Origin of the sequence: Streptomyces spinoverrucosus (assembly GCF_015712165.1) — a bacterium.
Lineage (GTDB): Bacteria > Actinomycetota > Actinomycetes > Streptomycetales > Streptomycetaceae > Streptomyces > Streptomyces spinoverrucosus_A.
This window is the reverse complement of the sequence record NZ_JADPZX010000001.1, coordinates 5,978,968-6,004,841: the sequence shown is the minus strand read 5'-3', so window position 1 is coordinate 6,004,841 and position 25,874 is coordinate 5,978,968. Positions and strand designations below refer to the sequence as shown.

General features: G+C 71.8%; 19 protein-coding genes. 9 read left to right on the top strand and 10 right to left on the bottom strand.

Annotated elements, in window-relative coordinates:
• The first annotated feature begins 91 nt into the window (after window positions 1-91).
• Together I2W78_RS27265 and I2W78_RS27260 are read left to right on the top strand one after the other, a co-directional pair.
• Window positions 92-1,825, top strand: coding sequence for an ABC transporter ATP-binding protein (locus tag I2W78_RS27265; protein WP_196462891.1), 1,734 nt, complete (start codon window positions 92-94; stop codon window positions 1,823-1,825).
• Window positions 1,825-3,753, top strand: coding sequence for an ABC transporter ATP-binding protein (locus I2W78_RS27260; RefSeq protein ID WP_196462890.1), 1,929 nt, complete (start codon window positions 1,825-1,827; stop codon window positions 3,751-3,753). The genes I2W78_RS27265 and I2W78_RS27260 overlap by 1 nt, the downstream gene beginning before the upstream one ends.
• Window positions 3,754-3,811: 58 nt before the next feature.
• Here the strand turns inward: I2W78_RS27260 and I2W78_RS27255 are convergent, their stop codons facing one another.
• The 7 genes from I2W78_RS27255 to I2W78_RS27225 form a co-directional block, all read right to left on the bottom strand.
• Complete coding sequence (locus I2W78_RS27255) at window positions 3,812-5,125, bottom strand: RNA polymerase sigma factor (protein ID WP_196462889.1); 1,314 nt, start codon at window positions 5,123-5,125, stop codon at window positions 3,812-3,814.
• A 104-nt stretch (window positions 5,126-5,229) separates the two neighbouring features.
• Window positions 5,230-5,997, bottom strand: coding sequence for a barstar family protein (locus I2W78_RS27250; protein WP_307783806.1), 768 nt, complete (start codon window positions 5,995-5,997; stop codon window positions 5,230-5,232).
• Window positions 5,998-6,131: 134 nt separating this feature from the next.
• Complete coding sequence (locus tag I2W78_RS27245) at window positions 6,132-9,989, bottom strand: polymorphic toxin-type HINT domain-containing protein (RefSeq protein ID WP_196462888.1); 3,858 nt, start codon at window positions 9,987-9,989, stop codon at window positions 6,132-6,134.
• A gap of 247 nt (window positions 9,990-10,236) precedes the next feature.
• Window positions 10,237-12,135, bottom strand: a complete 1,899-nt coding sequence (gene dnaG / locus I2W78_RS27240) for a DNA primase (RefSeq protein ID WP_196462887.1) — start codon at window positions 12,133-12,135, stop codon at window positions 10,237-10,239.
• Window positions 12,136-12,153: 18 nt separating this feature from the next.
• Window positions 12,154-13,419: an NAD(P)/FAD-dependent oxidoreductase gene (locus I2W78_RS27235; RefSeq protein WP_196462886.1), complete on the bottom strand. Its 1,266-nt coding sequence runs from the start codon at window positions 13,417-13,419 to the stop codon at window positions 12,154-12,156.
• 158 nt (window positions 13,420-13,577) lie between these two features.
• The gene (locus I2W78_RS27230) at window positions 13,578-14,876 is read right to left on the bottom strand and encodes a deoxyguanosinetriphosphate triphosphohydrolase (RefSeq protein WP_196462885.1); all 1,299 of its coding nucleotides are present in this window, start codon (window positions 14,874-14,876) and stop codon (window positions 13,578-13,580) included.
• A gap of 131 nt (window positions 14,877-15,007) precedes the next feature.
• Window positions 15,008-15,790, bottom strand: a complete 783-nt coding sequence (locus I2W78_RS27225) for a sirohydrochlorin chelatase (RefSeq protein ID WP_196462884.1) — start codon at window positions 15,788-15,790, stop codon at window positions 15,008-15,010.
• Between the two features lie 223 nt (window positions 15,791-16,013).
• Between I2W78_RS27225 and I2W78_RS27220 the strand changes: the two genes are divergently transcribed.
• From I2W78_RS27220 to I2W78_RS27210, 3 genes are all read left to right on the top strand, one after another.
• Entirely contained in the window at window positions 16,014-16,697 is a 684-nt protein-coding gene (locus I2W78_RS27220) for a SanA/YdcF family protein (RefSeq protein ID WP_196462883.1), read from the top strand.
• 220 nt (window positions 16,698-16,917) lie between these two features.
• A complete protein-coding gene (locus I2W78_RS27215) occupies window positions 16,918-17,223 on the top strand; it encodes a hypothetical protein (RefSeq protein ID WP_196462882.1) in 306 nt (101 codons plus the stop codon).
• A 160-nt stretch (window positions 17,224-17,383) separates the two neighbouring features.
• Window positions 17,384-19,957, top strand: coding sequence for a molybdopterin oxidoreductase family protein (locus I2W78_RS27210; protein ID WP_196462881.1), 2,574 nt, complete (start codon window positions 17,384-17,386; stop codon window positions 19,955-19,957).
• Between the two features lie 18 nt (window positions 19,958-19,975).
• Here the strand turns inward: I2W78_RS27210 and I2W78_RS27205 are convergent, their stop codons facing one another.
• Window positions 19,976-20,389, bottom strand: coding sequence for a gamma-glutamylcyclotransferase family protein (locus I2W78_RS27205; RefSeq protein ID WP_196464741.1), 414 nt, complete (start codon window positions 20,387-20,389; stop codon window positions 19,976-19,978).
• 124 nt (window positions 20,390-20,513) lie between these two features.
• Here I2W78_RS27205 and I2W78_RS27200 point away from each other — a divergent pair, with 124 nt between their 5' ends.
• A complete protein-coding gene (locus tag I2W78_RS27200) occupies window positions 20,514-22,154 on the top strand; it encodes a M4 family metallopeptidase (RefSeq protein WP_196462880.1) in 1,641 nt (546 codons plus the stop codon).
• Between the two features lie 119 nt (window positions 22,155-22,273).
• On the opposite strand, the gene I2W78_RS27195 is transcribed toward I2W78_RS27200, so the two are convergent.
• Window positions 22,274-22,873, bottom strand: a complete 600-nt coding sequence (locus I2W78_RS27195; protein WP_196462879.1) for an NADPH-dependent FMN reductase — start codon at window positions 22,871-22,873, stop codon at window positions 22,274-22,276.
• A gap of 326 nt (window positions 22,874-23,199) precedes the next feature.
• On the opposite strand from I2W78_RS27195, the gene I2W78_RS27190 reads away from it, so the two are divergent.
• Both I2W78_RS27190 and I2W78_RS27185 read left to right on the top strand, forming a co-directional pair.
• Window positions 23,200-23,718: a hypothetical protein gene (locus I2W78_RS27190; protein ID WP_196462878.1), complete on the top strand. Its 519-nt coding sequence runs from the start codon at window positions 23,200-23,202 to the stop codon at window positions 23,716-23,718.
• 115 nt (window positions 23,719-23,833) lie between these two features.
• Window positions 23,834-24,463, top strand: a complete 630-nt coding sequence (locus tag I2W78_RS27185) for a class F sortase (RefSeq protein WP_196462877.1) — start codon at window positions 23,834-23,836, stop codon at window positions 24,461-24,463.
• Window position 24,464: 1 nt separating this feature from the next.
• Here I2W78_RS27185 and I2W78_RS27180 read toward each other — a convergent pair whose 3' ends face one another.
• Entirely contained in the window at window positions 24,465-24,866 is a 402-nt protein-coding gene (locus tag I2W78_RS27180) for a winged helix-turn-helix transcriptional regulator (protein WP_196462876.1), read from the bottom strand.
• A 107-nt stretch (window positions 24,867-24,973) separates the two neighbouring features.
• Between I2W78_RS27180 and I2W78_RS27175 the strand changes: the two genes are divergently transcribed.
• A complete protein-coding gene (locus I2W78_RS27175) occupies window positions 24,974-25,864 on the top strand; it encodes an NAD(P)-dependent oxidoreductase (RefSeq protein ID WP_196462875.1) in 891 nt (296 codons plus the stop codon).
• Window positions 25,865-25,874: the final 10 nt, after the last annotated feature.

The window sequence follows — 25,874 nt, the reverse complement described above, 5'->3', positions numbered from 1 at the left end:
GTTAATCGGTTGAGGTAACGCGGGTGGAGTGTTCGACGATAGGGGCCAGGGGCAACCATTCGGCCCCTACCGCCGACTCCGAGAGACAAGCGTGCTCATACGACTTCTGCGGACCTATCTCAGGCCCTACAAAAGACCCATCGCCTTCCTGGTGCTGCTGCAGTTCCTGCAGACCTGCGCCACCCTCTACCTGCCCACGCTGAACGCCGACATCATCGACAACGGTGTCATCAACGGTGACACCGATTACATCCTGTCCTTCGGTGCCCTGATGATCGGCATCTCGCTGGCGCAGGTGGTGTGCAACATCGGCGCCGTCTACTACGGCGCCCGCACCGCCGGGGCGCTCGGCCGGGACGTGCGGGCCGCCGTCTTCGACCGGGTGCAGTCGTTCTCCGCACGCGAGGTCGGCCACTTCGGCGCGCCGTCGCTGATCACGCGGACCACGAACGACGTCCAGCAGATCCAGATGCTGGCCCTGATGACGTTCACGCTGATGGCGTCGGCGCCGATCATGTGCGTCGGCGGGATCGTGCTGGCGCTCGGCCTGGACGTGCCGCTGTCCGGGGTGCTGGTCGCCGTGGTGCCCGTGCTGGGCCTGAGTGTGACCTTGATCGTACGGCGGCTGCGGCCGCTGTTCCGGTCCATGCAGGAGCGCCTGGACACGGTGAACCGGGTGCTGCGCGAGCAGATCACCGGCAACCGGGTGATCCGGGCCTTCGTGCGGGACGAGTACGAGCAGCACCGCTTCCGGCAGGCGAACACCGACCTGACCGAGGTGTCGTTGGGCACCGGCAAGCTGCTCGCGCTGATGTTCCCCATCGTGATGACGGTGGTGAACCTGTCGTCGATCGCGGTGGTGTGGTTCGGCGCGCACCGGATCGACAGCGGTGGGATGCAGATCGGCGATCTGACGGCGTATCTCGCCTATCTGATGCAGATCGTGATGGCCGTGATGATGGCCACCTTCATGTTCATGATGGTGCCGCGCGCGGAGGTGTGCGCCGAGCGGATCCAGGAGGTGCTTGAGACGTCGTCGAGCGTGGTCCCGCCGGTCGACCCCGTCCGGGAGCTGCGCCGGCACGGGCATCTGGAGATCCGTGCGGCCGGGTTCCGCTACCCGGGTGCCGAGGAGCCGGTGCTGAAGGGGATCGATCTTCTCGCGCGGCCGGGTGAGACGACCGCCGTGATCGGCTCGACCGGCAGCGGCAAGTCCACGCTGCTGGGGCTGGTGCCACGGCTGTTCGACGCGACGGACGGGGAGGTGCTGGTCGACGGGGTGGACGTCGGGACGATCGATCCGCAGGTGCTGGCCAGGACCGTCGGACTGGTGCCGCAGAAGCCGTACCTCTTCGCGGGCACGGTCGCCACCAACCTGCGGTACGGCAACCCGGACGCGAGCGACGAGGAGCTGTGGCACGCGCTGGAGGTGGCGCAGGCCAAGCCCTTCGTGGAGCGGCTGGAGGGCGGGCTGGACGCGCCGATCGCGCAGGGAGGCACCAATGTCTCCGGCGGTCAGCGGCAGCGGCTCGCGATCGCGCGGACGCTGGTGCAGCGGCCCGAGATCTACCTCTTCGACGACTCCTTCTCCGCCCTCGACTACGCCACGGACGCCGCCCTGCGCGCCGCGCTCGCCCGCGAGACCGCCGAGGCGACCGTCGTGATCGTCGCCCAGCGGGTGGCGACCATCCGGGACGCCGACCGGATCGTCGTCCTCGACGAGGGCCGGGTGGTCGGCACCGGCCGGCACCAGGAGCTGATGGCGGACAACGAGACCTACCGGGAGATCGTGCTCTCCCAGCTGACGGAAGCGGAGGCTGCCTGATGGCCGGTCCCATGGGGCGGATGATGGCCGGGACCGGCCCCGAACACCGCTCGCTGGACTTCAAGGTGTCGGGCCGTCGGCTCGTCGCGCAGTTCCGGCCGGAGCAGCTGACCATCTACGCGCTGCTGTTGTGCGTGCTCGTCAGCGTGGGCCTGTCGGTGATCGGGCCGAAGATCCTCGGCGAGGCGACCGACCTGGTGTTCGCCGGCATCATCGGGCGGGAGATGCCGACCGGGCAGAGCAAGGAGCAGGTCCTCGACGCCATGCGCGAGCGCGGCGACGGTGACATCGCCGACATGCTCCGCAGTACGGACTTCACGCCCGGCCACGGCATCGACTTCGGCGCGGTGGGGAACGTACTGCTGCTCGCGCTCGTCGTGTTCGTCGTCGCCGGGCTGCTGATGGCGGTGGCGACGCGGCTGGTGAACCGGGCCGTCAACCGGACCATGTACCGGATGCGCGAGGACGTGCAGACGAAGCTGTCGCGGCTGCCGCTGTCGTACTTCGACAAGCGGCAGCGCGGTGAGGTGCTGAGCCGGGCGACGAACGACATCGACAACATCGGCCAGACGCTCCAGCAGTCCATGGGCCAGCTGATCAACTCACTGCTGACCATCATCGGTGTGCTGGCGATGATGTTCTGGGTGTCCTGGATCCTGGCGCTGGTGGCGCTGGTGACGGTGCCGCTGTCGCTGTACGTGGCGACGTTCGTGGGGAAGCGGTCGCAGCCGCACTTCGTGCAGCAGTGGCGGACGACCGGCAAGCTCAACGCGCACATCGAGGAGATGTACACCGGGCACACGCTGGTGAAGGTGTTCGGGCGGCAGGAGGAGTCGGCGCGGCAGTTCGCCGAGCAGAACGAGGCGCTGTACGAGGCGGGGTTCAGGGCGCAGTTCAACAGCGGGATCATGCAGCCGCTGATGATGTTCGTGTCGAACCTGAACTACGTGCTCGTCGCGGTGGTCGGTGGGCTGCGGGTGGCGTCCGGGTCGCTGTCGATCGGTGACGTACAGGCCTTCATCCAGTACTCGCGGCAGTTCTCGATGCCGCTGACGCAGATCGCCTCGATGGCCAACCTGGTGCAGTCCGGGGTCGCCTCCGCCGAGCGGATCTTCGAACTCCTCGACGCGGAGGAGCAGTCGGCGGATCCGGTGCCGGGGCTGCGGCCCGAGGAGCTGCGCGGGCGGGTGGCGCTGGAGGGGGTGTCCTTCCGGTACGACCCGGAGAAGCCGCTGATCGAGGACCTGTCGCTGACGGTGCAGCCGGGGCAGACGGTCGCCATCGTCGGGCCGACCGGCGCCGGGAAGACCACGCTGGTCAATCTGCTGATGCGGTTCTACGACGTGTCCGGCGGGCGGATCACGCTCGACGGGGTGGACATCGCGAAGATGTCCCGCGACGAACTGCGCTCCGGGATCGGGATGGTGCTGCAGGACACCTGGCTGTTCGGCGGGACGATCGCCGAGAACATCGCGTACGGGGCCGCGCGGGAGGTCACCCGCGGGGAGATCGAGGAGGCGGCGCGGGCGGCGCACGCGGACCGGTTCATCCGTACGCTGCCCGACGGCTACGACACCGTGATCGACGACGAGGGGGCCGGCGTCAGCGCCGGTGAGAAGCAGCTCATCACCATCGCGCGGGCGTTCCTGTCCGACCCGGTGATCCTGGTGCTGGACGAGGCGACGTCGTCGGTGGACACCCGCACCGAGGTGCTGATCCAGAAGGCGATGGCCAAACTCCAGCACGGCCGGACGTCGTTCGTCATCGCTCACCGGCTGTCGACCATCCGGGACGCGGACACGATTCTGGTGATGGAGAACGGGGCGATCGTGGAACAGGGCGCGCACAGCGAGCTGTTGGCGGCCGACGGGGCGTATGCACGGCTGTACAAGGCGCAGTTCGCGCAGGCGGTGGCCGAGGTGGACTGAGGGGTGTCCCGGCGTCGGGGTGCCGCTGCGGCGCGCGACCGCAGCGGCACCCGGCGCCTCAGTCCAAGTAACCCCTGAGCTGGTCCGCGAACGCGTGGTCACGCAGCTTGTTGAGGGTCTTGCTCTCGATCTGCCGTATCCGCTCCCGCGTCACCCCGAAGATGCGGCCGATCTCCTCCAGGGTGCGGGGACGGCCGTCGACCAGCCCGTACCGCAGCTGTACGACCTTCCGCTCGCGCTCCCCCAGCGTCGACAGCACGGCCTCCAGATGCTCCCTGAGCAGCAGGAACGCGGCCGACTCGACGGGCGAGGCGGCGTCGCCGTCCTCTATCAGGTCGCCCAGCGCGACGTCGTCCTCCTCGCCGACCGGGGCGTGCAGGGAGACCGGCTCCTGGGCGAGCCGCAGCACCTCGCCGATGCGCTCGGGCGGGAGTTCGAGGTGAGCGGCGACCTCCTCGGCGGTCGGCTCGTAGCCGCGTTCCTGGAGCATCCGGCGCTGGACGCGGACGACCCGGTTGATGAGCTCGACGACGTGGACCGGGACGCGGATGGTGCGGGCCTGGTCGGCGAGGGCGCGGGACATGGCCTGGCGGATCCACCAGGTGGCGTAGGTGGAGAACTTGTAGCCGCGGGCGTAGTCGAACTTCTCGACCGCGCGGATGAGGCCGAGGTTGCCCTCCTGGACCAGGTCGAGCATGGTCAGGCCGCGCCCGACGTACCGCTTGGCGACGGAGACGACGAGGCGGAGGTTGGCCTCGATCAGCCGGCGTTTGGCCACCCGGCCCATGACGACCAACCGGTCGAGGTCCAGGGCGAGTTGGCTGTCCAGGTCGGGGGTGTTGCTCAGCTTCTCCTCGGCGAACAGGCCGGCCTCGACGCGGCGGGCCAGTTCCACCTCCTCGGCGGCGCTGAGCAGCGGGATGCGGCCGATCTCACGCAGGTACTGGCGGAACAGGTCCGACGAGGGGCCGCCGGTGTCGACGCGGCCGGGGACGGGCGGTTCGACGGGCTCGGGAGCCTCGACGGCGTCCGCCGGCGGTTCGGCCGTGGGTTCGGCCGGGGGTTCGGCCGGGGGCTCCGTCTCAGGGTGGAGCGCGACCCGGCTCTGCGGCGGCACGGCCACCAGTACGCCGGTCTCCGCGTCCGGCGCGGTGCTGTCGGGGCCGACGGCGGTGGTGACGTCGGTCTGGATGAGGGTCTGGGTCTGCACGGGGGCGACCTCCAGGGTGATCGCTGCTGAGGCGTACGGCAGCGCTGCTCGGGGGGCGGAGTCGGCGGCCTCGCCGCTGTCCGTCCCGTACGCGATGAGGGGAACCGCGGGGGTGGGAGACCCGTGGGGGACGGATCGGCCGCGCTCCGAGGACTCAGGCACCGGAACCCAGTGTGGGGTAAGACACATCTCCGCCACGAGGGGCGTGCGGTGACTTTTTGCGATCGGCCCGTGACGGGACGGTTACTCGGCTCGTTCCGCCGGAGTCAGTCAGCGACGACCGCGACGCCGCCCGCGTCGAGCACGTCGAGCACCTGGGCGAAGAAGTCCGCCCCCAGCGCGTCCCGGGACGCCGAGTGGTCGCGCCACACCAGGGTGAACGGCGCGGTCCCTTCCGCCCGCGCGGTGCGGAGGCAGTCGAAAAGGGCGTCCAGGTTGGAGCCGAAATACCCCTGGGGCCCGTTGACCGCCTCTCCCAGAGCACAGTAGAAGGCGGCCCTGCCGGTGATGCCGACGCCGTCCACAACCACCGTTTCAGCGGCTTCGTAGCGGGTCGCCCGCTTGCCGGTCGTGAACCACGAGGTCTGCACGACGTGCAGCCAGCTCTCGTGCCACTCGGCGGGGAGGCGGGCCCATTCACCGCGCTCCGCCGGGCTGTCGTCCGCCCATTCCCGCCAGATCTCGCCGGCCCGGGGGTACTCCTCGGTGAACCCGAAGAAGTCGTACGGCACATCCGGGTGCCGCCCGCCGGTCACGTCCGGCGGCTCACCGTAGGCGGCCTTGACCCTGCCGAGGTAGTACTTCCCGATCCTTTCCCCCCGGTGATCGACCACCTGCAGTTCGGCTTCCTCCGCTTTCCCGCGGTCCGGACTGACGTGGTGCACCCCGGCGAAGGTGACCAGGTGCGGAGGCTCGTCGTCGGGCGCGACGAAGAAGTCAAGAATTCTCTCGGCCGTCAGCAGTACGGTCCCAGACCCTGTGTCGACCAGACGGAACGGAATCCCCGCGGAGTCGCCGAAACTCGTCCCGTTCACGCCTTTTCCGATCTTTTCGAGAGCCCGGCCAGGTGCGGATGCCCCCGAGCGGGGCGAGCCGAACGCGGTACCCGTGTCGCTGAACCACCGACGATACTCCGGTGCGTTCGACTCGCCGCCGCCGGGCCTCGTTCCTACTTCTTCCAACCCCAGTCAGGGAAGTGCGGGGCCGTGAAGCGCTGGATCTTCTGGTAATGGGTCGCTGTCCAGCCGATCATCTCGACCCCGTTCGGCAGGGTCTTGACCAGAATCCGCTGATCGTTGCCCGCGCCGGGCACCGCGTACTCCTTGGCCCCTGCCCACTTCGGCCACTCCCGCCCCGAGTAGACGTCGTGCGACACGAGCCGGCCCTGCTTGTAGAGGTCGTAGGCCGCGGCGATCTCGTTGGTCATGCCCTTGGGCAGCTTGTCCGACAGCCGGCCGTTGGGGCACCTGTCGTTGTGCGCCAGGACCGGTGTGCCGCCCGCCATCACGTAGTACGTGTGCAGCTCGGCGACCGTCAGGTTGTGCACCCGCTGGTCCGGCACCGCCCGGGAGCTCACCGCGGTGACCGCCACCTCGGTGCCCTCGGCCGTCCTCAGTCGGGTCCCAGGGGCGAGATCTCCCGCCTCGCGCCACGTCCGGTCGGCGCCCGCCGCCCAGAACTTGTGCTTGTCCGTGGCGGTGACCGCCGCCGTCGCCCCGGGCCCGGTCGCGGGGACCGACACCGTCACGAGGTTCTTGGCCCCGCGACTGGTGATCGTGTTCTCGACCGGCTCGGCCTGTGTGCGCCCGGTCTCGGGGTCGGTGGCGACCACCAGGTCGCCGACGCGGACGTCCTCGATGGCCTTGGTGGCGCCCCCGGCGAGCAGCACCCGGGTGCCCGGGACGAAACTGCTCTTCCCGCAGGGCAACCGCTTGAGGAACTTGAGCTTCAGGGCGCTGAGGGCGAGGTCGTCCAGGCAGGTGACGGACTTGCCGGACAGGCACTTCTCGATCTCCTCGGCGCCCACGAACCAGGCGATGAGGCGGTCGAGGTAGGTGCTCTGGATGCAGCCCATGCCGCCGGCGCCGTCACCGCCGCAGACGAGCAGCACGTCACCGGACTTCCAGTCCTCGTTGCCCATGACGTACGTGCTGCGGTATTCGACCAGCCGCTTCTCCAGCGACCTGCGCAGCTCGTCGTCCGACAGCGGCTTGCTGGTCTCCTGAGCCTCCTGCTGGATCTGCGCCTTCAGCTCCGCCACGAGCTTGTCGGCCGCGATCCGCATGGCGTCCGTGGCGGCAGCGGCGGCCGCGGTGGCGTCCTTGCCGGCGGCTTCCGCCGAGACGCCGGCCTGGTAGGCGGAGACACCCGCCTGGTAGGCGTAGTTCCCGGCGACGGCGGCGGAGTGCTCGGCCCGTTCGGCGGAGCGTGCGGCGGACTGAGCGGCGCTCTGGGCCGAGGCCGCCGCGTTGCGGGCGGTGCGGGCCGACGCGGCGGCTTCCTCCGCGGACCGGGCCGCCTGGTCGGCGGAGGAGTCGGCTTGCTGGGCGTAGTCGTTCGCCCGTTCAGCGGCCTCTTGGGCCCTGTCCCGCCAGTCGAGGGCCTTGGCGGCGTCCTTGCGGGCCTCGGCAGCCAGCTTCTGCGCCAGTGCCGCGTCCTTCTGGGCCAGCGACGCCGACTTGTAGGCCGCCTGCAGGAGTGTGTTGACCTCGGCGATGTGAGCGGCCGCGTTGGCGTCCCGCTGCCGCGCCTTGTACAGGCCGAGCTCCAGGAAGGTGCGCAGTCCGTCCGGCGGGCCGGACAGTGCCGCCTGCGCGGCCGCCTTGACTTCGGGGCCGCCGTTGGCCAAGGCCTGGGTGACGGCGACGCGCTCGTCGTCCTCACGCGCCTGGTACTGCCCGGTCTCCAGGAACTCGGCGACGTCCTCGGCGGTTCCGTCGAGAGCCTCGCTCGCGGCGGCCTTCACCCCCGGACCGCCCGCGGCCGCGATCCTGGCCACGGCGACCCGGTCGTCGTCCTCCTTGCCCGGGTAGGCGCGGGTCCGCAGGAACTCCCGCACCTGCTCGACGGGCTGGTCCAGCGCCTGAAGCGCGGCCTGCCGCTGCGCGGGGATCTCGGTGGTGGCGGCGATGTGGGCGACACTGACCCGGTCGTCCTGCTCCATGGCCACCGCGAGCCGCGTGCGTACGAACTCGGCGACCTCGGCGTCGTCGCCGGACAGAGCCGTCTCCGCGGCGTCGCTCACCCAGGTGCCGCCGCCCAGCAGATTCAGGGCCGCCTGCCGGCCCTTGGCCGCGGTGACCGCCGGGTCCGAAGCGGCCGCCGCCTCCGCGAGCAGCGTCCTGGTCCGGGCGTCCAGCTCGTGCAGCCGGCCGATCTCGTACTTCTCCTCGGCCCGCTTCTTCTCGTAGACGGCGTTGGCCTCTTCGGCCGCGAGGACGGCCTCCTCCTGCTGCTGGGCCAGCCGCTCCGCGTCGGCCTTGCGGGCCAGCTCGATCACGCCCGACGCCCGCTCGGCCGCCGACAGGGCGTCGTTCGCCGACTCGGTCGCCGCGTTGGCCGCGTCGGTGGCCGCCTTGGCGGCGTCGACGGCCTTGCCCGCCTCGTCGGCGGCCTTGTCGGCCGCCGTGGCGGCCGCCTCGGCGTGCGCCGCCGCCTCGTTGGCCGCGTCCCGGGACTGCCGGGCCGCGGTCGCGGCCTGGTTGGCGTTGGCCTGGGCGCTGCCGGCCGCCCGGGTCGCCTGGTCCGCCAGCCGCTTGGCCCGTGCCGCCGCCTCGGCGGCCTTCGTGCTCTGCGCGCCGGCCTCCCCGGCCCACCGGTCGGCGTCCGCTGCGGCGGCTGCCGCCGCGGCGGCGTTCAGGCCCGCGCTGGCCGCGGCTCCCGCCGCCTTCGCCGCGTTGTCGGCCGCGATACCCGCCTGGTCGGCCGCGTCCGCGGCCTTCTTGGCGCCCTTGGCCGCGTCGCGTGCCTTCTGCGCCGCCTGCCTGGCCTGCGATGCCTGAGCCGCGTCACCCGCGGCGGCCGCTGCCGCGGACCGGGCCACGGAGGCGGCCCCGCCGGCCTGGCTCGCGGCGTAGGCCGCCTGAGCCGCGGCCGTCGCCGCCACCCGCGCCGTCTCGTTCGCCGCGGCGGCCGCCGCCACGGCCGTACGGGCGGCCTGGGCCGCACGGTCGGCGGCCGCCGCCGCACGGGAGGCCGCGGCCGCGGCCCTGCCCGCCGACTCCTTCGCCGCCTGCGCTTCCTGCGCCGCGACCAGCGCCGCCTCCTTGGCGGCCTTCGTCGCCGCCTCGGCCTTGGCCGCCTCTTCCTTCGCCTTCTCCGTCAGCTGGGAGGCCCGCTTCTGCGCCGTGTCGGCCAGCACCGCGAGCTGAGAGACCGTCAGCGTCTCCTGGTCCCGCGCGGCGGCGACCGCCCAGCCGTGGTCCAGGAACTCCTCGACGTCCTCGTTCGTGCCGTCCAGCGCCTGTCCGGCCAGCAGCTTGACGTTCTTGCCGCCGGTGCCGAGCAGGCGGGCGACCTGCACCCGGTTGTCGTCCGCGCGAGCCGCGTACTGGCCGTCGCGGAGGAACGCCTCCCAGTCGTCGGCTGTGCCGTTCAGCGCCGTGTTGCCCGCCGCTTTCACGCCCGGACCGCCGGTGGCCATCACCGTGGCCACCTCGACCCGCAGATCCTCCTCGTAGGCGGGTACGAAGCCGTCGTTCAGGAACGCCTTCAGCTCCGTGGCACCCCCGCTCATCGCGGTGTTGGCGGCCGCCCGCACGCCGGGTCCGCCCAACGCCATGACCTGGGCGACCTGCACCCGCAGGTCGTCCTCCCAGACGTTCGGCAAATCCGTGGTCATGAAGGTCTGGATGTCCTCGTCGGACCCCAGCAGAGCGGCCGCGGCGGCCTCCTTCACACCGGGGCCGCCGTACTTCCACGCCTCCACGACGTCCGCCCTGTCGAACGGCGGTTCGTCCTCGGCGGCCGCCGCCGCGGGACGCGGGTCGGCGCCCATGACCATCAACAGTGCTATAAGGGTGGCCATGAAGCCGCGCCACAGGGGCGCGGCTCTCCATCTGGCACTCACCGTCTGTCTCCTCATGTACCGAGTGAACGGATTGACGATGCCTGCCCGACTTTCACAGTCAACTCGCAGGCCGCGTCATGAAATCCCACTCTCCAGATCTTGTCCACTGACGAGAACGCCAGTGAATGGCAGATCCACGCACTTCGGAGAAGAAACATCGTGCAGGGGAAGGCAGGGCGTAATCCGCGTGAATGCGGCGCGCCTGTCACAAGGCTGCCGCGCCGTGCTCCCGCAACGCCTGGCCGTACTGCTGGAGGACCCAGAGTTCGTTCTGTACGGCGGCCAGTTGGGCCGGATCCCCGTTCGTGCCCAGGCGGGTCAGGGTGCTCTGGATGTCCTGGATGCGGCGGTCGACGGCGCGGCGGCGGACCCAGACCAGTTGCTCTCCCGCGTACGCCTCGTCGACCGTGCGGCGCATGATCGCCTCGACGGCGAGTTCGGTGACCATCGCGCGGACCGTGTCGTCCGGAGCCGCCTCGCGGACGCGGATCAGGTACTGCTGCGGGTCCTGTACGCCGTACTCGGTGCCGCCCGCGTCCAGGACGGCCTGGCGTACGGCGGCGTAGGGCGGGGCCGTGAACTCGTCGATGCCGTACGCGTCGAAGGCCGGGGAGACCAACTCGGGGCGCTGGAGGGCGAGTTTGAGCAGTTCCCGTTCGGTGGCGTAGACGGGGTTGCGCAGGTTCAGCGCCGGGCCGGAGTGGACGGGCGCGGCCGGAGCGTCGTACGTCTGCTGCGGGCGGGTCGGCGCCGGGCCCTTGCCGCCCCGCTCGCGCGCCCAACGGGCCAGCTGTGCCACCCGCTTGACCACGAACTGCGTGTCCAGGATGCCGAGCATGCCGGCGAGCTGGACGGCGACCTCGTGCTGGGCGCCGCTGTTCTTGATGCGGGCGACCACCGGGGCCGCCTCGTCCAGCGCGGCCGCGCGGCCGGCCGGGGTGTCCAGGTCGTAGCGGCTCACGATCTGGCGCAACGCGAACTCGAAGAGCGGCGTGCGGGGTTCGACGAGGTCGGCGACCGCCTCGTCGCCCTTCGCCAGGCGCAGGTCGCAGGGGTCCATGCCGTCCGGCGCGATCGCGATGTACGTCTCGGCGGCGAACTTCTGGTCGTCCTCGAAGGCCCGCAGTGCCGCCTTCTGGCCGGCCGCGTCGCCGTCGAAGGTGAAGATCACGCGGGCCGAGCCGTTGTCCATGAGGAGTCGGCGCAGGATCTTGATGTGGTCGCCGCCGAAGGCCGTGCCGCAGGTCGCGATGGCCGTGGTCACTCCCGCGAGGTGGCAGGCCATGACGTCCGTGTAGCCCTCGACGACGACCGCGCGGCTCGCCTTGGCGATGTCCTTCTTGGCGAGGTCGATGCCGTACAGGACCTGCGACTTCTTGTAGATGGCCGTCTCGGGGGTGTTGAGGTACTTCGGTCCGTTGTCCGCGTCGTACAGCTTGCGGGCGCCGAAGCCGACCACCTCGCCGCCGATGTCGCGGATCGGCCACATCAGCCGGCCCCGGAAGCGGTCGATGGGGCCGCGGCGGCCCTCCTGGGAGAGGCCGGAGAGCAGGAGTTCCTTGTCGGTGAAGCCCTTGCCGCGGAGGTAGCGCGTGAGGTGGTCCCAGCCTTGCGGGCTGTAGCCGACGCCGAAGTGGACGGCGGCCGACTGGTCGAAGCCGCGTTCGGCCAGGAAGACCCGGCCGGTCTCGGCCTCGGGGCTGGTGGCGAGCTGCTCGGCGTACCACTCGGCGGCGATCTTGTGGGCCTCGACCAGGCGGATGCGTTCGCCGCGCTGGTGGGCGGGGTTGTAGCCGCCCTCCTCGTAGCGCAGGGTGATACCGGCCTGGGCGGCGAGCCGCTCGACCGCCTCCGAGAAGGAGAGGTGGTCGACCTTCATCACGAACGTGATGGTGTCGCCGCCCTCCTGGCAGCCGAAGCAGTGGAAGAGTCCCTTGCTCGGGCTGACCTGGAAGGACGGCGACTTCTCGTCGTGGAACGGGCACAGCCCCTTGAGGTTGCCGCCGCCCGCGTTCCGCAGCTGGAGGTACTCGGACACCACGGCGTCGATCGGGACCGCGTCCCGTACCGCCTTCACGTCCTCGTCGTTGATCCGTCCTGCCACGCGTGAATTCTACGGGGACTACGGGATGAGGTTTTCGAGCGGTACGTGCGGGTCCGCAAGCGCCTCCGTGTCCACCTGCGTCCGCGAGCGGACCAGGTTCTGGATCGGCTCTGTGACATCCCACACGTTCACGTTCATCCCGGCCAGCACCCGGCCCTCCGTCAGCCAGAACGCGATGAACTCCCGCTTCCCGGCGTCCCCGCGCAGCACCACCTGGTCGTACGACCCCGGCGGCGCCCAGCCGGAGTACTCCATCCCCAGGTCGTACTGGTCGGAGAAGAAGTAGGGCACGCGGTCGTACGTCATCTCCGAGCCCAGCATCGCCTTCGCCGCCGCCGGGCCGCCGTTCAGCGCGTTCGCCCAGTGTTCGACGCGGATCCGGGTGTCGAAGAGGGCGTGCGGGAAGGCGGCCACGTCACCGGTGGCGTAGATGTCGGGGTCGGAGGTGCGCAGATGCTCGTCGACCATGATCCCGCCGCCGTGCGCCCGGTCCGCGATTTCCAGGCCCGCCGCCTCCGCGAGCGCCATCCGGGGGGCGGCGCCGATCGCGGCGAGGACGTCGTGGGCGGGGTGCTCCTCGCCGTCGTCCGTACGGGCGGCCAGCACCACGCCGTCCTGGCCGACGATCTCCGTCAGCCGGACCCCGAAGCGGAAGCGGACACCGTGCTCGCGGTGCAGATCGGCGAAGAAGGCGCCCAGCTCGGGGCCGAGCACCCCGTGCAGCGGGGTCGGCTCCGGCTCGACGACGGTGACCTCCGCGCCGTACTCCCGCGCCGCCGCCGCGACCTCCAGGCCGATCCAGCCCGCGCCGGCGATCACCATGTGGCCGTTGTCCCGGCCCAGCGAGTGCAGCACGCCGCGCAGCCGATCGGAGTGCGCGAGACGGCGCAGGTGGTGGACGCCGGCCAGGTCGGTGCCGGGGATGTCCAGACGGCGGGGCTCGGCACCGGTGGCCAGCAGCAGTTTGTCGTACCGGACGACGGTGCCGTCCTCGCCGAAGCGGACCGTCTTCGCCGTACGGTCGATCGCGTCGACGGTCTGGCCGAGGTGCAGCTCGATGTCGTTCCGCGCGTACCAGGCGGGTTCGTGCACGAAGAGGCTGTCGCGCTCCTCCTTGCCGAGCAGGTACCCCTTCGACAGGGCCGGGCGCTCGTAGGGGTGGTCGCGTTCGTCGCAGATCAGTATCACCCGGCCGCTGAAGCCCTCCGCCCGCAGCGTCTCGGCCGCCTTGGCGCCGGCGAGCCCTCCTCCGACGATCACGAACGTCTGATCCGCGTCGACCACTTGATGCCTCCTCGTTAACGTGCCGCCCCGTGCGAGTTCAACGTCCCGCCATATGCGAGCGTCCCGCACGGAGCGTGATGCGGGAAGAGGGAGTGCCCCGATCAGGCCACGCAGGGTCACCTTCGGACCCTTATGGGGTCACCCGCGTCGCGCCAGTCTCACAGGTGACCTGTCAGCCTCACGTGAAGCGACCGTGCCGAGGCGTCCGTCAGGGACGCGATCTGGTCGACGATCACCCGTTTGCGGGCCCGGTCGTCGGGGGCCCTGTCGAACAGCGCGCGGAACTGCGGGTCCAGTCCGTCCGGGGCGCGGGCGGTGAGCGCCTCGGCCAGTTCGGCGACGACGACCCGCTGGTCGGCGCGGAGCCGGGCCTGTTCGGCGCGCTGCATGACGTACCGGTCGGCGACCGCCTTCAGCACCGCGCACTCCATGCGGGTCTCGCGCGGTACGACGAGTTCCGCGCCGTATCTGGTGAGCCGGCCGCCGCCGTACGCCTCCCTGGTGGCGCCCTCGGCGGCCAGGCAGAAGCGGCCGATGAGCTGGCTGGTGGCGTCCTTGAGGCGGGCCTGGGCGACGGCCGTGCCGTCGTAGCCGTGCGGCCACCACTCCTCGTCGAGGAGCCGGTCGAGGGCGGCGGCGAGTTCGCCGGGGTCGGTGTCGGCGGGGACGTACCGGCCGATGGCGACCTCGAACACCGCCTGTCGTTCCGGCTCCGCGTGCAGGCAGTTGGGGTCGATGTGGCCGGCGTGCAGGCCGTCCTCGACGTCGTGCACCGAGTACGCCACGTCGTCGGACCAGTCCATGACCTGGGCCTCGAAGCAGGTGCGGGTGCCGGGGGCGTCCTTGCGGGCCCAGTCGAACACCGGGCGGTCGTCCTCGTAGACGCCGAACTTCACGGAGTCCGGGGCGGTGGGGTGGGCGCCGCGTGGCCAGGGGTACTTGGTGGCGGCGTCGAGGGCGGCGCGGGTGAGGTTGAGACCGACGGAGCCCTCGGGGGTGAAGCGTTTGGGCTCGATGCGGGTGAGGAGGCGCAGGGACTGGGCGTTGCCCTCGAAACCGCCGCAGTCCTCGGCGAATTCGTTGAGGGCCTGTTCGCCGTTGTGACCGAAGGGTGGGTGGCCGAGGTCGTGCGAGAGGCAGGCGGCTTCGACCAGGTCGGGGTCGCAGCCGAGGGCCGCGCCGAGTTCGCGGCCGACCTGGGCGCATTCGAGGGAGTGGGTGAGGCGGGTGCGGGGGCTGGGGTCCCAGGCCGCGCCGGTTCCTCCGGGGGTGACGACCTGGGTTTTGCCGGAGAGTCTTCTCAGGGCGGCGGAGTGGAGGATGCGGGCTCGGTCGCGTTGGAAGGCTGTGCGGCCGGGGCGTTTGTCGGGCTCGGGGGCCCAGCGTTCGACTGACGTCGGGTCGTAGCCGGGGGGTGGGATGTGGTTCTCGTGCGGCTGCTGTGCGGTGCCTTCCATGGCTCGACAGTACGTGGAGGGGGTGACATTCGCGTATGCGTCTGGTCGGCCATGTTGTGGGGCGGGTGCGGGTTGTCTGGGGCTGGTCGCGCCCACGCGGCGGAGCCGCACATCGATACAGCCCCGCGCCCCTAGGAAGCTACAGCCAGCGCCGGTTTCAAGGGTGCCCGCGTCTCCGTCTCGTCGTAGCGGTGCAGGAGCAGTCGCGCCATCAAGGGGTGCGCGCCCAGTGGGGCCGCCGCTATGCCCGGGGTCGCCTCGGCGCACTCCCTCGCGAAGCGGCCCGGGGCGGTGAAGTACGAGGCCAGGGCGATGTTCCGGACGCCCTGGGACCTGAGTGTGCGGATCGCCTCCGGGACCGTGGGGGACGCGGCCGACGCGTAGGCCGGGAGGACCGGGACGCGCAGGCGGGTGGCGAGCAGGGTTGCCGTGCGGCCGGTGTCCGTTGCCGCGTCGGGGTCTCGGGAGCCGGCCGCGGCGAGGATCACGGCGGTCGAGCGGCGTGCGGACTCCGTCGTGGGGGTGCGCCAGCCCGCCTCGGCCAGGCGGGTGTACAGGGTCTCCACGAGGAGGGGGTGCGGGCCGAGCGGGGCGGCGACGCGCGTGCGGGCCCGGGCGGTGGCGGCCATCTCGGGGATGTCCTGCTTGATGTGGTAGCCGCGGCTGAGCAGGAGCGGTACGAGGATCGCCTCGTCGTCGCCGAGGGCGGCGAGGGTGTCGGGCAGCAGGGGCTCGTTCAGCTCGATGTGGCCGAGGTGTACGCGCAGGCCGGGGCGCAGCTCGCGGATCCGGTCGAGGAGGGTGTGGACCGTGGCGAGGGTGCGGGGGTCGCGGCTGCCATGGGCCACCAGGACCAGCGCCGGGGAGCCGGGGCGGTGGTCGGACTCGTCGTGAAGCGGGAGCAACGCCGTCATGAACCCATCGTTGCGCCGCGACGTTGCCGACCGGTTGCGCGGGCGTCACGGGTGTTTTCGTCGGGTTCACCGTGCGGGGCCCGGGGTGTGTGAGGTGGGGTGACCTGGGGTTTCGGTGGCCGACGTGATGGTGGTCACGGAACTCGGGGGCCGTGCGGAGCGTCTCTTTGTGGTGAAACCGATGTGTCGCCGACGTGTCGGAGTCGATCGGGAGGGCGACGTCATGAAGATCCGCCGGCCGCGGCTGCCGCGCACCCGGACCGGGCAGCGGCGGCTGGTGCAGGCGCTGCTCGCGGGGTGCGTGCTCGCGCTGTTGCCGTCGACGTGGATGCACGTCAGCACGGACGACCGGCTGCGCACGGCCGCCGACGCGCCCCGTACCGACGTCGCGGTGGTCTTCGGTGCGGGTCTGTGGAACGGCGAGCCGTCGCCGTATCTCGCCCACCGTCTCGACGCGGCGGCCGAGCTGTATCGCGCGGGGCGGGTGAGGGTGGTGCTCGTCACCGGTGACAACAGCCGCGAGGACTACGACGAGCCGGACGCCATGCGGGCCTATCTCACCCGGAACGGCGTCCCGGACGCCCGGATCGTCAGCGACTACGCGGGCTTCGACACCTGGGACTCCTGTGTGCGGGCCCGGAAGGTCTTCGGGGTCGACGAGGCCGTGCTGATCAGCCAGGGCTTCCACATCCGGCGCGCGGTCGCGTTGTGCGAGGCGGCGGGGGTGACGTCGTACGGGGTCGGCGTGGACGAGCGGCACGACGGGACCTGGTACTACGGGGGTGTCCGGGAGATCCTCGCGGCGGGAAAGGGCGCGCTGGACGTCGTCTTCAAGCCCGATCCGCGGTTCCTCGGGCCCCGGGAGCCGGGCGTGGAGCGGGCCCTGGCGGCGGGCGGGGAGCAGTGACGAGGTCGGCTGAATCTTGACCGGAAACGGTCGTTGAGCTGCGGCTTTTGGGCCGATGTGAGGTCAGGTCGGTTTGCCGGGAGTTGCTCACTCGGGGGCGTGACAAGCGACTTGAGTACGTTCCGTAGCCGGTCGATTACGGATAGTGTCGTCGCTCGTAAGGCCAACTCCCCGCGTGGCAGGGGCAGTTGCTGCCCCTGCCCGGCAGAGAGGACAACCGATGACCCGGCTTCGTACCGCTCTCGTGACCGCTGTGACCACGGCGCTGTTCCTGGCGCCGGCCGCCGTCACGGCCGCCTCGGCGGCTCCCTTCGACGAGGACGACCCCACGCCGCTCGTGGGCTGCGCCACCCTGACCGGCTCCGGCGCCGGCTGGGCCGCGATCTACAACGAGTGCGGTCACGGCATCTACGCCTCGGTCGAAGTGGACGGCTTCGACCCGTCCTGTGTCTACATCGACCCGTACACGACCGAGTACATCGGGCTGGAAGAGGGCGACGTCCCCTACTACGCCTACGAGTGCTGATCCGGCGGTGACCGGGGCCGGGCGGGGGCTTCGCCGCCTCCGGCCGGCCATCGGGGCCGGGTGTCTCACGGCGGTCCGGCCCCGGCGGGGAGATCACCGTCGCGTCCGTGTAACAAAGAGCCGTCCCGGCACGTAACACGGCCGACGCACGCTGAAATGCATGGAAACCTCCGCGACGCCCACGCACTGCCCGTACTGCGCCCTGCAGTGCGGGATGAATCTCACGCCCGCCCCGGACGGGACGGTCGAGGTGACCGAGCGCGTGGACTTTCCCGTGAACCGGGGCGCGCTGTGCGGCAAGGGCCGGACGGCGCCGGCGGTGCTGTCGTCGCGGGTGCGGCTGTCCTCGCCGCTGGTGCGGGAGGGCGGCGAGCTGGTACCCGCGAGCTGGGACGAGGCCCTGGACCGGATCGCCGAGGGGTTGTCCTCGATCCGGTCGGCGCACGGGCCCGACGCGCTGGGCGTGTTCGGCGGGGGCGGGCTGACCAACGAGAAGGCGTACACGCTCGGCAAGTTCGCGCGGATCGCGCTGGGCACCTCCCAGATCGACTACAACGGGCGGTTCTGCATGTCGTCGGCCGCGGCGGCCGGGACCAAGGCCTTCGGGCTGGACCGGGGGCTGCCCTTCCCGCTGGAGGACATCCCGAAGACGGGGTGCGTGATCCTGGTCGGCTCGAACCTCGCGGAGACCATGCCGCCCGCGCTGCGGTATCTGACCGAGCTGAAGGACAACGGCGGCACGCTGATCGTCGTCGACCCGCGCCGCACGAAGACCGCCGAGCAGGCCGACCTGCACCTCGCGCCCCGGCCGGGGACCGATCTCGCGCTCGCGCTGGGGCTGCTGCATCTGGTCGTCGCCGAGGGGCGGACCGACGCGGAGTACATCCTGGAGCGGACGACCGGCTGGGAGGACGCGCGCGCCGCGGCGATGGCGCACTGGCCGGAGTACGTGGAGCGGATCACCGGGGTGTCCGTGCCTCAACTTCGGGAGGCTGTGCGGCTGTTCTGCGAGCCGGAGGCCGCGATGGTGCTCACCGCGCGCGGGCCGGAGCAGCAGTCCAAGGGCACGGACACGGTGGGCGCGTGGATCAACCTGTGCCTGGCGACGGGACGGGCGGGGCGCCCGCTGTCCGGGTACGGCTGTCTGACCGGGCAGGGCAACGGGCAGGGTGGGCGCGAACACGGGCAGAAGGCCGACCAGTTGCCCGGCTACCGCAAGCTGACCGACCCGGCGGCGCGGCGGCATGTGGCCGACGTGTGGGGCGTCGACCCGGACAGCCTGCCGGGGCCCGGACGCAGCGCGTACGAGCTGCTGGACGCGCTCGGCACCGACATCCGGGCGCTGCTGCTGATGGGTTCCAACCCGGTGGTGTCGGCGCCGCGCGCCGCGCATGTGGAGGAGCGGATCAAGTCCCTCGACTTCCTCGCCGTGTGCGATGTGGTGCTGTCGGAGACGGCGGCCCTCGCGGACGTCGTGCTGCCGGTGACGCAGTGGGCTGAGGAGACCGGCACCACGACCAACCTGGAGGGCCGGGTGCTGCTGCGGCGGCAGGCGATCACCCCTCCGGAGGGCGTCCGCAGCGACCTGGAGGTCATGCACGAACTGGCCGCCCGGCTCGGCGTGGAGAAGGGCTTCCCGACCGACCCCGAGGAGGTCTTCGAGGAACTGCGCCGAGCGAGCGCGGGCGGGCCCGCGGACTATTCCGGGATCACGTATCGCCGACTGGCGGAGGAAAACGGCGTGTTCTGGCCGTGCCCGACACCGGAGGAGGGGGCGACGGGGGGCCCTGGGGGCGCGGTCTCTCAGGGCGCCGCCGACCACGGGGGCGCGGGCCCGCGGGGCGCCGACGGCCACGAGGGCGAGGGCATGCAAGGCGCCGAGGGCGCCATGGGCGCGCGCTTCGAGGGCGCGGCCGGCCCCATGCACGCGGGCCCGCGGGGCGCCGACAGCCACAAGGGTGCGGGCCCGCAAGATGCCGAGGGCGCCATGGGCGCGCGCTTCGAGGGCGCGGCCGGGCCCATGCACGCGGGCCCGCGGGGCGCCGACAACCACGAGGGCGAGGGCATGCAAGATGCCGAGGGCGCCATGGGCGCGCGCTTCGAGGGCGCGGCCGGGGCCATGGACGCGGGCTCGCGGGGCGCCGACGGCCGCAAGGGTGCGGGGTTCGAAGTCGTCGGCGGGTCCGAGGATTTCGCGCTCGCCGTGTACCACCCGGACGGCCCCGCGCAGGGCGACGAAACCCCGGGCGTCCACCCCGGTACGCCCCGTCTGTTCCTCGACCGTTTCGCCACCGATGACGGGCGTGCCCGCTTCGTGGCCGTTTCGCATCGGGCCGTCGCCGAGGAACCCGACGCCGAGTACCCAGTGCTGCTGACGACCGGTCGGGTGGTGGCCCAGTACCAGTCCGGCGCCCAGACGCGCCGCGTCGACGAGCTGAACGCCGCCGCGCCGGGCCCCTTCGTGGAGCTGCATCCGAGGCTGGCGGAGCGGCTGGGCGCGGCCGAGGGCGACCCGGTGGCGGTCGTGTCCCGGCGGGGCCGTGCGGTGGCACCGGCGCGGATCACCACGTCCATCCGCCCGGACACCGTCTTCATGCCGTTCCACTGGCCGGGCGAGGGCCGCGCCAACACCCTCACCAACCCGGCGCTGGACCCGACCTCCCGCATGCCGGAGTTCAAGGCGTGTGCGGTGCGGGTGGAAGCGGTGAAGGCCGTGGAGGCGGTGGAGGCGTAGGCGCCGCCGGGCTCACATTCAGCCCCGCGCCAGCCAGTCCCCGCCCTCGATCAGCTTGCCCCGCATCCGCAGCCGGGCGGCGACGGCGGGCGCGGCCACGTACACCCAGGCCCGCAGCGCCGCCCCGTCGGTGTCCCGGACGACCTCGCGGCTGACGCGCTCGTAGAGGTTGCGGGCGTTTCCCGGGGCGTACTCCTCCAACCGGTCGAGAACGGTGAGGAGTTCGTCGTAGGCGTCCGGGACGGGCGTGATCAGGTCGCCGGTCACCATTCCGCCGGGCTCCTCCACCGCGTACGGATAGCCGGGGCCGTCGTACAGCACCGCGCCCGTGAGGCGGGCCGGTTCCTCGGTGTGCGTGCGGCCGCGCAGGAAGGAGTCGTGGTTGGGCTCGCCGGGACGGAGGGTGCCGTAGACGAAGAACGGGAGGGTCACAGAAACGATTCTCACCCCTCACACACCCTCTTCAGATGCTCTATGGACATGACATGTCATGATCGCGTAAACCTCGGTGAACGTCTGCGCCGCCCCCCACTCCGGCGCCTTCCCGAGGAGACCGATGAGTCGAATACGGCACGCGCGAGCTTCCCGCCTCGCCGTCACCGCCGCAACCGCCGCCCTGCTGGCCGCCGCCCTCTCCCCCACCACCGCCGGCGCGGCCGACCGGCCCACCCGGGCCCAGGCGATCGAGAACGCGACCGCGGCGCTCGCGCAACAGGCCGACGCCCTCGGTCTCACCGCCGCCCAGGGCACCAAGGTGCGGGACGTGATCGTCGACGCGGACGGCACCCAGCACGTCCGCTACGACCGCACCTACCGCCAACTCCCGGTCCTCGGCGGCGACTTCGTCGTCCACCTGGCGCCGGACGGCACCTACCGGGGCGCCGACCGGGCGACCCGCGGCGCCCTCTCCCTGCCCACCGTCACCCCCCTGCTGTCCGGCCCGAAGGCCGCCGACCGCGCCGCCAACTCCCTGCGCGCCACGCGCCTCGGCGAGGCCCTGAAGCGGCTGACCGCCAGGCCCGAGCTGGTCGTCGACGCGCTGCACGGCACACCGAAGCTGGCCTGGCGGACCGACGCGGTCGCGCTGGACGCACAGGGCAACCCGGTGGGCCGCACGGTGCTGACGGACGCCCGGACCGGCGCCCAGATCGACGCCTGGGACACGCTGGAGTCGGCGTCCGGGGACGGGCGGTCGCTGTACGGCGGGACGGTTCCGCTGGAGACGACGGCGACAGGATCGTCGTACCAGCTGACGGACCCGACGCGCGGCGGCACGTACACCGGTGACGCCACGAACCGGTCCGACCTGTGTTTCCTCGGCACGCTGTGTGTCGTGCGCGCCCCCGCGACCGTCTTCACGGACGCGGACAACCACTGGGGCGACGGCACGATGACGGACCGGGCGTCGGCGGCGGTGGACGCGCAGTACGGGTCGGACGTCACCTGGGACTACTTCCGTGACGTCCACGGGCGCAACGGCATCGCGGGCGACGGCAAGGGCTCGTACAGCCGCGTGCACTACGGCACCCGGTACAACAACGCCTTCTGGGACGACACCTGCTTCTGCATGACGTACGGCGACGGTGACGGCACCAACATGGGGCCGCTGGTCTCCCTCGACATCACCGGCCACGAGATGGCCCACGGGGTGACCTCGAAGACGGCCGCGCTGACGTACTCGGGCGAGTCCGGCGGGCTGAACGAGGCCACGTCCGACATCTTCGGCACGCTGGTGGAGTTCCACGCGGGCAACGCCTCCGACAAGGGCGACTGGCTGATCGGCGAGAAGATCGTGCGGGCGGGCTTCGGGCGGAGCGCGCTGCGGTACATGGACCGCCCGTCGCGCGACGGCCTCTCGGTGGACTGCTGGAGCGCCACCGCGGGCAGCCTGGACGTCCACTACTCCTCCGGCATCGGCAACCACTTCGCCTACCTGCTGGCGGAGGGCAGCGGCGGGAAGAGCATCAACGGCGTGGCCCACGACTCCGCCACCTGCGACGGCTCGACGGTGACGGGGATCGGCCGGGCCAAGCTGGGCGCCATCTGGTACCGGGCGCTGACGGTCTACATGACGTCGTCCACCGACTACGCGGGGGCGCGCGCGGCGACGCTGGACGCGGCGCGGGACCTGTACGGGGCGGGTAGCGCGGAGTACGCGGCCGTGGGTTCGGCCTGGAGCGCGGTGAACGTGGGCTGAGCCGGGTCCCGCAGGGCCGGCCGGTCGTCTCCGCGGCGCCTTCGACGGCGTCCGCGAGACGGCCGGCCTTGCCTTTGCGGGCGTCGCGTCCAGCAGGGACTCAAGTCCCGAGGCTCCGCTCACTCCCCGTACGGGCGCCGTTCCCTCGCCTCCCGCAGGGCCCGGCCCCACCATGTCAGCTGGTCCAGCATCGTCTTCGCGGCGGCGTTCGGGCCGGTGGCGTCCTTGAGGCGGCCGTCGGCGTCGAAGGCGCTGCCCGCGTTGTGGAAGGACACCGTGTCGCGGACGGTGGTGGCGTGGAGCTCGGCGAAGACCTGACGGAGGTGTTCGACCGCGCGCAGACCGCCCGCGAGTCCGCCGTACGAGACGAGGGCGACGGGCTTGGCCCGCCACTCGGTGAAGTGCCAGTCGATGAGGTTCTTCAGCCCGGCCGGGAACGAGTGGTTGTACTCCGGGGTGACGACGACGAACGCGTCCGCCGCCGCGAGCTTCGGGGTGATGGACGACAGGGCGGCGGTGGCCTCGGGCGTGGGCGCCAGGTCCGTCGGCAGGTCGGTCCCGGCCACGTCGACCACGTCGAGGGCCAGGTCGGGGCGGTCCCGGACGCGGTCGAGCAGCCAGTCGGCGACGACGGGGCCGAAGCGGCCGTGCCGGTTGCTGCCGATGACGGCGGTGACGTTCAGGGGGTGGGCGGACATGTCGGTGGTGGAATTCGTCATGCCGACCAGGCTGGTACCTCGACCAAGGTTGAGGTCAAGTCGCCGAGGCCGGTGTCTCCCGGATGCGGTCACCCGTTCACACCTTCGCCGCGCGCCCTTCGGATTCTTTTGCCCCGGGCGCACCTCATACGGTCGTGACCTGCGGGAACGGGGGTGAGAGCGAGGGGTCGGGGTGCCCCGGGGCACCCGTTCACCGTAAATCTGACGGCCCTTCAGGGAGCGGGCTCGTCGTCGTGCCCTTTACCTCGGAAGTGCGGGCGCGACCGACGGCGACACATGGGGGTGTCGCGGGCCGAGGCCCGCGACAGACCTCGTGAGGAGCATCGATGCGACGTACCGCCCGTCTGCTGATCGGTCCCGCGCTCACCGTCGCCACCGCGGGGTCGCTCACCGCGCCCGCCTACGGCGCGGACGGCGGGCACCTGGAGGTGTTCCCGTCCACCGCGGTGCCGGGCGGCGACGTCACCGTGAACACCGCCGCCTGCGGGGACGGCGGTACGGCGGAGGGTGACGCCACCGCGGTGGGGGCCGGGCACTTCACGCTCGCGCCCAGCACGCACGAGGGCGAGGCGATCGGTCAGTTCCGGGTGCCGCCGAGCGCGCAGCCGGGGACGTACGAGATCGTCGCGAAGTGCACCGGCGGCCGGGAGGTCCGGGGCGATCTGGTGGTCGTCCTGGAGTCGGCACGGGGCTATGTGCACCCCAGAGGAAGTGTGAATACGGGGGTCGGCGGCGCCCTGGGCCCCGACCCCGTGCAGACCGCGGCCGGCGTGGCGGCTCTCGCCGTCGCCGCCGCGGGCGGTACCTGGCTCCTGCATCGCCGGGCGAGAGGCGACGGGATCTGACGGACACCCTCCGCTGTCCGTCCGCCGGTACCGCAAGTCCCCGCCCCCTCCGGGTCCGACGCCCCTCGCGGCCCGGAGGGGGAACGGGTCGAGCGGTCTTGGCAGGGAGGCTGACATGGGCAGGAACGGCAACACGGGCGACGCCGCGATAGCCTGCGTCACCGTCGTCGCCCTGTGCGCCGGCGTGTGGCTGCTGACCAGCGGGCCCGACGCACCCGCCCCGCCCCAGCCGTCGGCCGCCGAGGCGCACATCGGAGCGGCCGTCGGCCAGTCCGCGGTGCCCGGACTGCCGCCGTCCCCGCCGGACCGCATCCGCATCCCCTCGATCCGCGTGGACGCGCCCCTGACGGGCCTCGGCCTCACCCGCAGCGGCAGCCTCGACGTGCCGCCCGCCACGCACAAGAACCTCGCCGGCTGGTACGAGGCCGGCACCACCCCCGGCGAGACCGGCACCGCCATCGTCGCCGGGCACGTCGACAACGCCGACGGCCCCGCCGTCTTCTACCACCTCGGCGCCCTCAAACGGGGCAGCACCATCGAGGTGGACCGGCGGGACGGCAGCGTGGCCCGCTTCCAGGTGGACGCGATCGAGGTGTACGACGCCAAGAACTTCCCCGACAAGAAGGTGTACGGCGCGGCGGCCCGGCCCGAGCTGCGGGTGATCACCTGCGGCGGCGGTTATTCGCGCAGCACCGGCTATCAGGGGAACGTCGTCGTGTTCGCGCATCTGACGGGAAGCGAATGACTCACGCCCTGGGGGCCGCCGGCAAGGGCGGCTCCGCCGGCACGGACGCCGCTCGCACGGGTTCCGCTCGCACGGGTTCCGCGAGAACGTTCGCCTTCCCCCAGGCCCCCAGTGGCGCAAGCGCCTCGTTCAGGGTCTCCCCGCGCGGTGTCAGTGAGTACTCCACTCTCGGCGGCACCTCCTCGTACACCTCCCGGTGCACGATCCCGTCCGCCTCCAGCTCCCGCAGCTGCGCCGCGAGCACCTTCTCCGTCACCCCGGGCAGCTCCCGGCGCAGCTCGCCGAAACGGTGCGGCCGCACATGCAGCGCCCAGAGGATGAGCACCTTCCATTTCCCGCCGATCACGTCCATCGCCGCGTCGACCCCGCAGACGTACGACCCCGGCCGTCGTCCCACCGCCATGACCAGCCACCCCGCCTTCCCACTGCCTGCACGCTTCCCCCGGAGTAACCACCCACTCGCAAGTACGTACTTGAGCAGGCCATTCACCCTCTACGAGGCTAAACGCCATGACTGACAACGCCTCTTCCCCGACCCCGCTCACCCTCCTCGGCACCGGCGCCATGGGCACCGCCCTCGCCCGCGCCTGGCTCGCCGCCGGCCACCCCGTCACCGTCTGGAACCGCACGCCCGCCCGCGCCGAGCCCCTCGCCGCCGAGGGCGCCACGGTCGCCGGGAGCGCGGCCGAGGCGGTGGCCGCCAACCGGCTGGTGATCGCCTGCCTGCTGGACGACGCGTCGGTCGGCGAGTCCCTGTCCGACGCCGACCTGGCCGGTCGTGACCTGGTCAACCTCACCACGGGCACGCCGGGCCAGGGCCGCGCCCGCGCCGCCTGGGCGCAGGCGCGGGGCGCCCGTTTCCTGGACGCGGGCATCATGGCCGTACCGCCGATGATCGGCGCCCCGGCGTCCGGGGCGTACGTGCTGTACAGCGGCTCGTCCGAGATGTTCGAGGAGCACCGGGCGACCCTCGCCGTCCCGGCCGGTACCCGCTACGTCGGCGCGGACCCCGGCTTCGCCGCGCTGCACGACGTGGCCCTGCTCAGCGGGATGTACGGCATGTTCGCGGGCATCACGCACGCCTTCGCGCTGATCCGCGGGGAGGACATCGCGCCGAAGGAGTTCGCGCCGCTGCTCGTGTCCTGGCTGACCGCGATGGCGCCGGCCGCGCTGGAGACCGCCGACAAGCTGGAGTCCGGCGACTACACCAAGGACGTCGTGTCCAACCTCGCCATGCAGGTGGCCGGCACCGGCACCCTGCTGCGCACGGCCGAGGAACAGGGCGTCAGCACGGAGCTGCTGACACCGTTCATGACCCTGATGGAGCGCCGCCTCGCGGCGGGGCACGGCGAGGAGGACCCGACGGGGGTGATCGAGTCGCTCGCGATCGGAAACGACTGACGGGCAGGGT

What these genes read in the sequence shown, in the direction of transcription:
- I2W78_RS27180 (WP_196462876.1), bottom strand. Translation starts at nt 24,866, where the DNA reads ATGGCGGTGGGACGACGGCCGGGGTCGTACGTCTGCGGGGTCGACGCG.
- I2W78_RS27195 (WP_196462879.1), bottom strand. Translation starts at nt 22,873, where the DNA reads ATGACGAATTCCACCACCGACATGTCCGCCCACCCCCTGAACGTCACC.
- I2W78_RS27260 (WP_196462890.1), top strand. Translation starts at nt 1,825, where the DNA reads ATGGCCGGTCCCATGGGGCGGATGATGGCCGGGACCGGCCCCGAACAC.
- I2W78_RS27230 (WP_196462885.1), bottom strand. Translation starts at nt 14,876, where the DNA reads ATGGAAGGCACCGCACAGCAGCCGCACGAGAACCACATCCCACCCCCC.
- I2W78_RS27215 (WP_196462882.1), top strand. Translation starts at nt 16,918, where the DNA reads ATGACCCGGCTTCGTACCGCTCTCGTGACCGCTGTGACCACGGCGCTG.
- I2W78_RS27175 (WP_196462875.1), top strand. Translation starts at nt 24,974, where the DNA reads ATGACTGACAACGCCTCTTCCCCGACCCCGCTCACCCTCCTCGGCACC.
- I2W78_RS27225 (WP_196462884.1), bottom strand. Translation starts at nt 15,790, where the DNA reads ATGACGGCGTTGCTCCCGCTTCACGACGAGTCCGACCACCGCCCCGGC.
- I2W78_RS27200 (WP_196462880.1), top strand. Translation starts at nt 20,514, where the DNA reads ATGAGTCGAATACGGCACGCGCGAGCTTCCCGCCTCGCCGTCACCGCC.
- I2W78_RS27190 (WP_196462878.1), top strand. Translation starts at nt 23,200, where the DNA reads ATGCGACGTACCGCCCGTCTGCTGATCGGTCCCGCGCTCACCGTCGCC.
- I2W78_RS27210 (WP_196462881.1), top strand. Translation starts at nt 17,384, where the DNA reads ATGGAAACCTCCGCGACGCCCACGCACTGCCCGTACTGCGCCCTGCAG.
- I2W78_RS27220 (WP_196462883.1), top strand. Translation starts at nt 16,014, where the DNA reads ATGAAGATCCGCCGGCCGCGGCTGCCGCGCACCCGGACCGGGCAGCGG.
- I2W78_RS27185 (WP_196462877.1), top strand. Translation starts at nt 23,834, where the DNA reads ATGGGCAGGAACGGCAACACGGGCGACGCCGCGATAGCCTGCGTCACC.
- I2W78_RS27245 (WP_196462888.1), bottom strand. Translation starts at nt 9,989, where the DNA reads ATGGCCACCCTTATAGCACTGTTGATGGTCATGGGCGCCGACCCGCGT.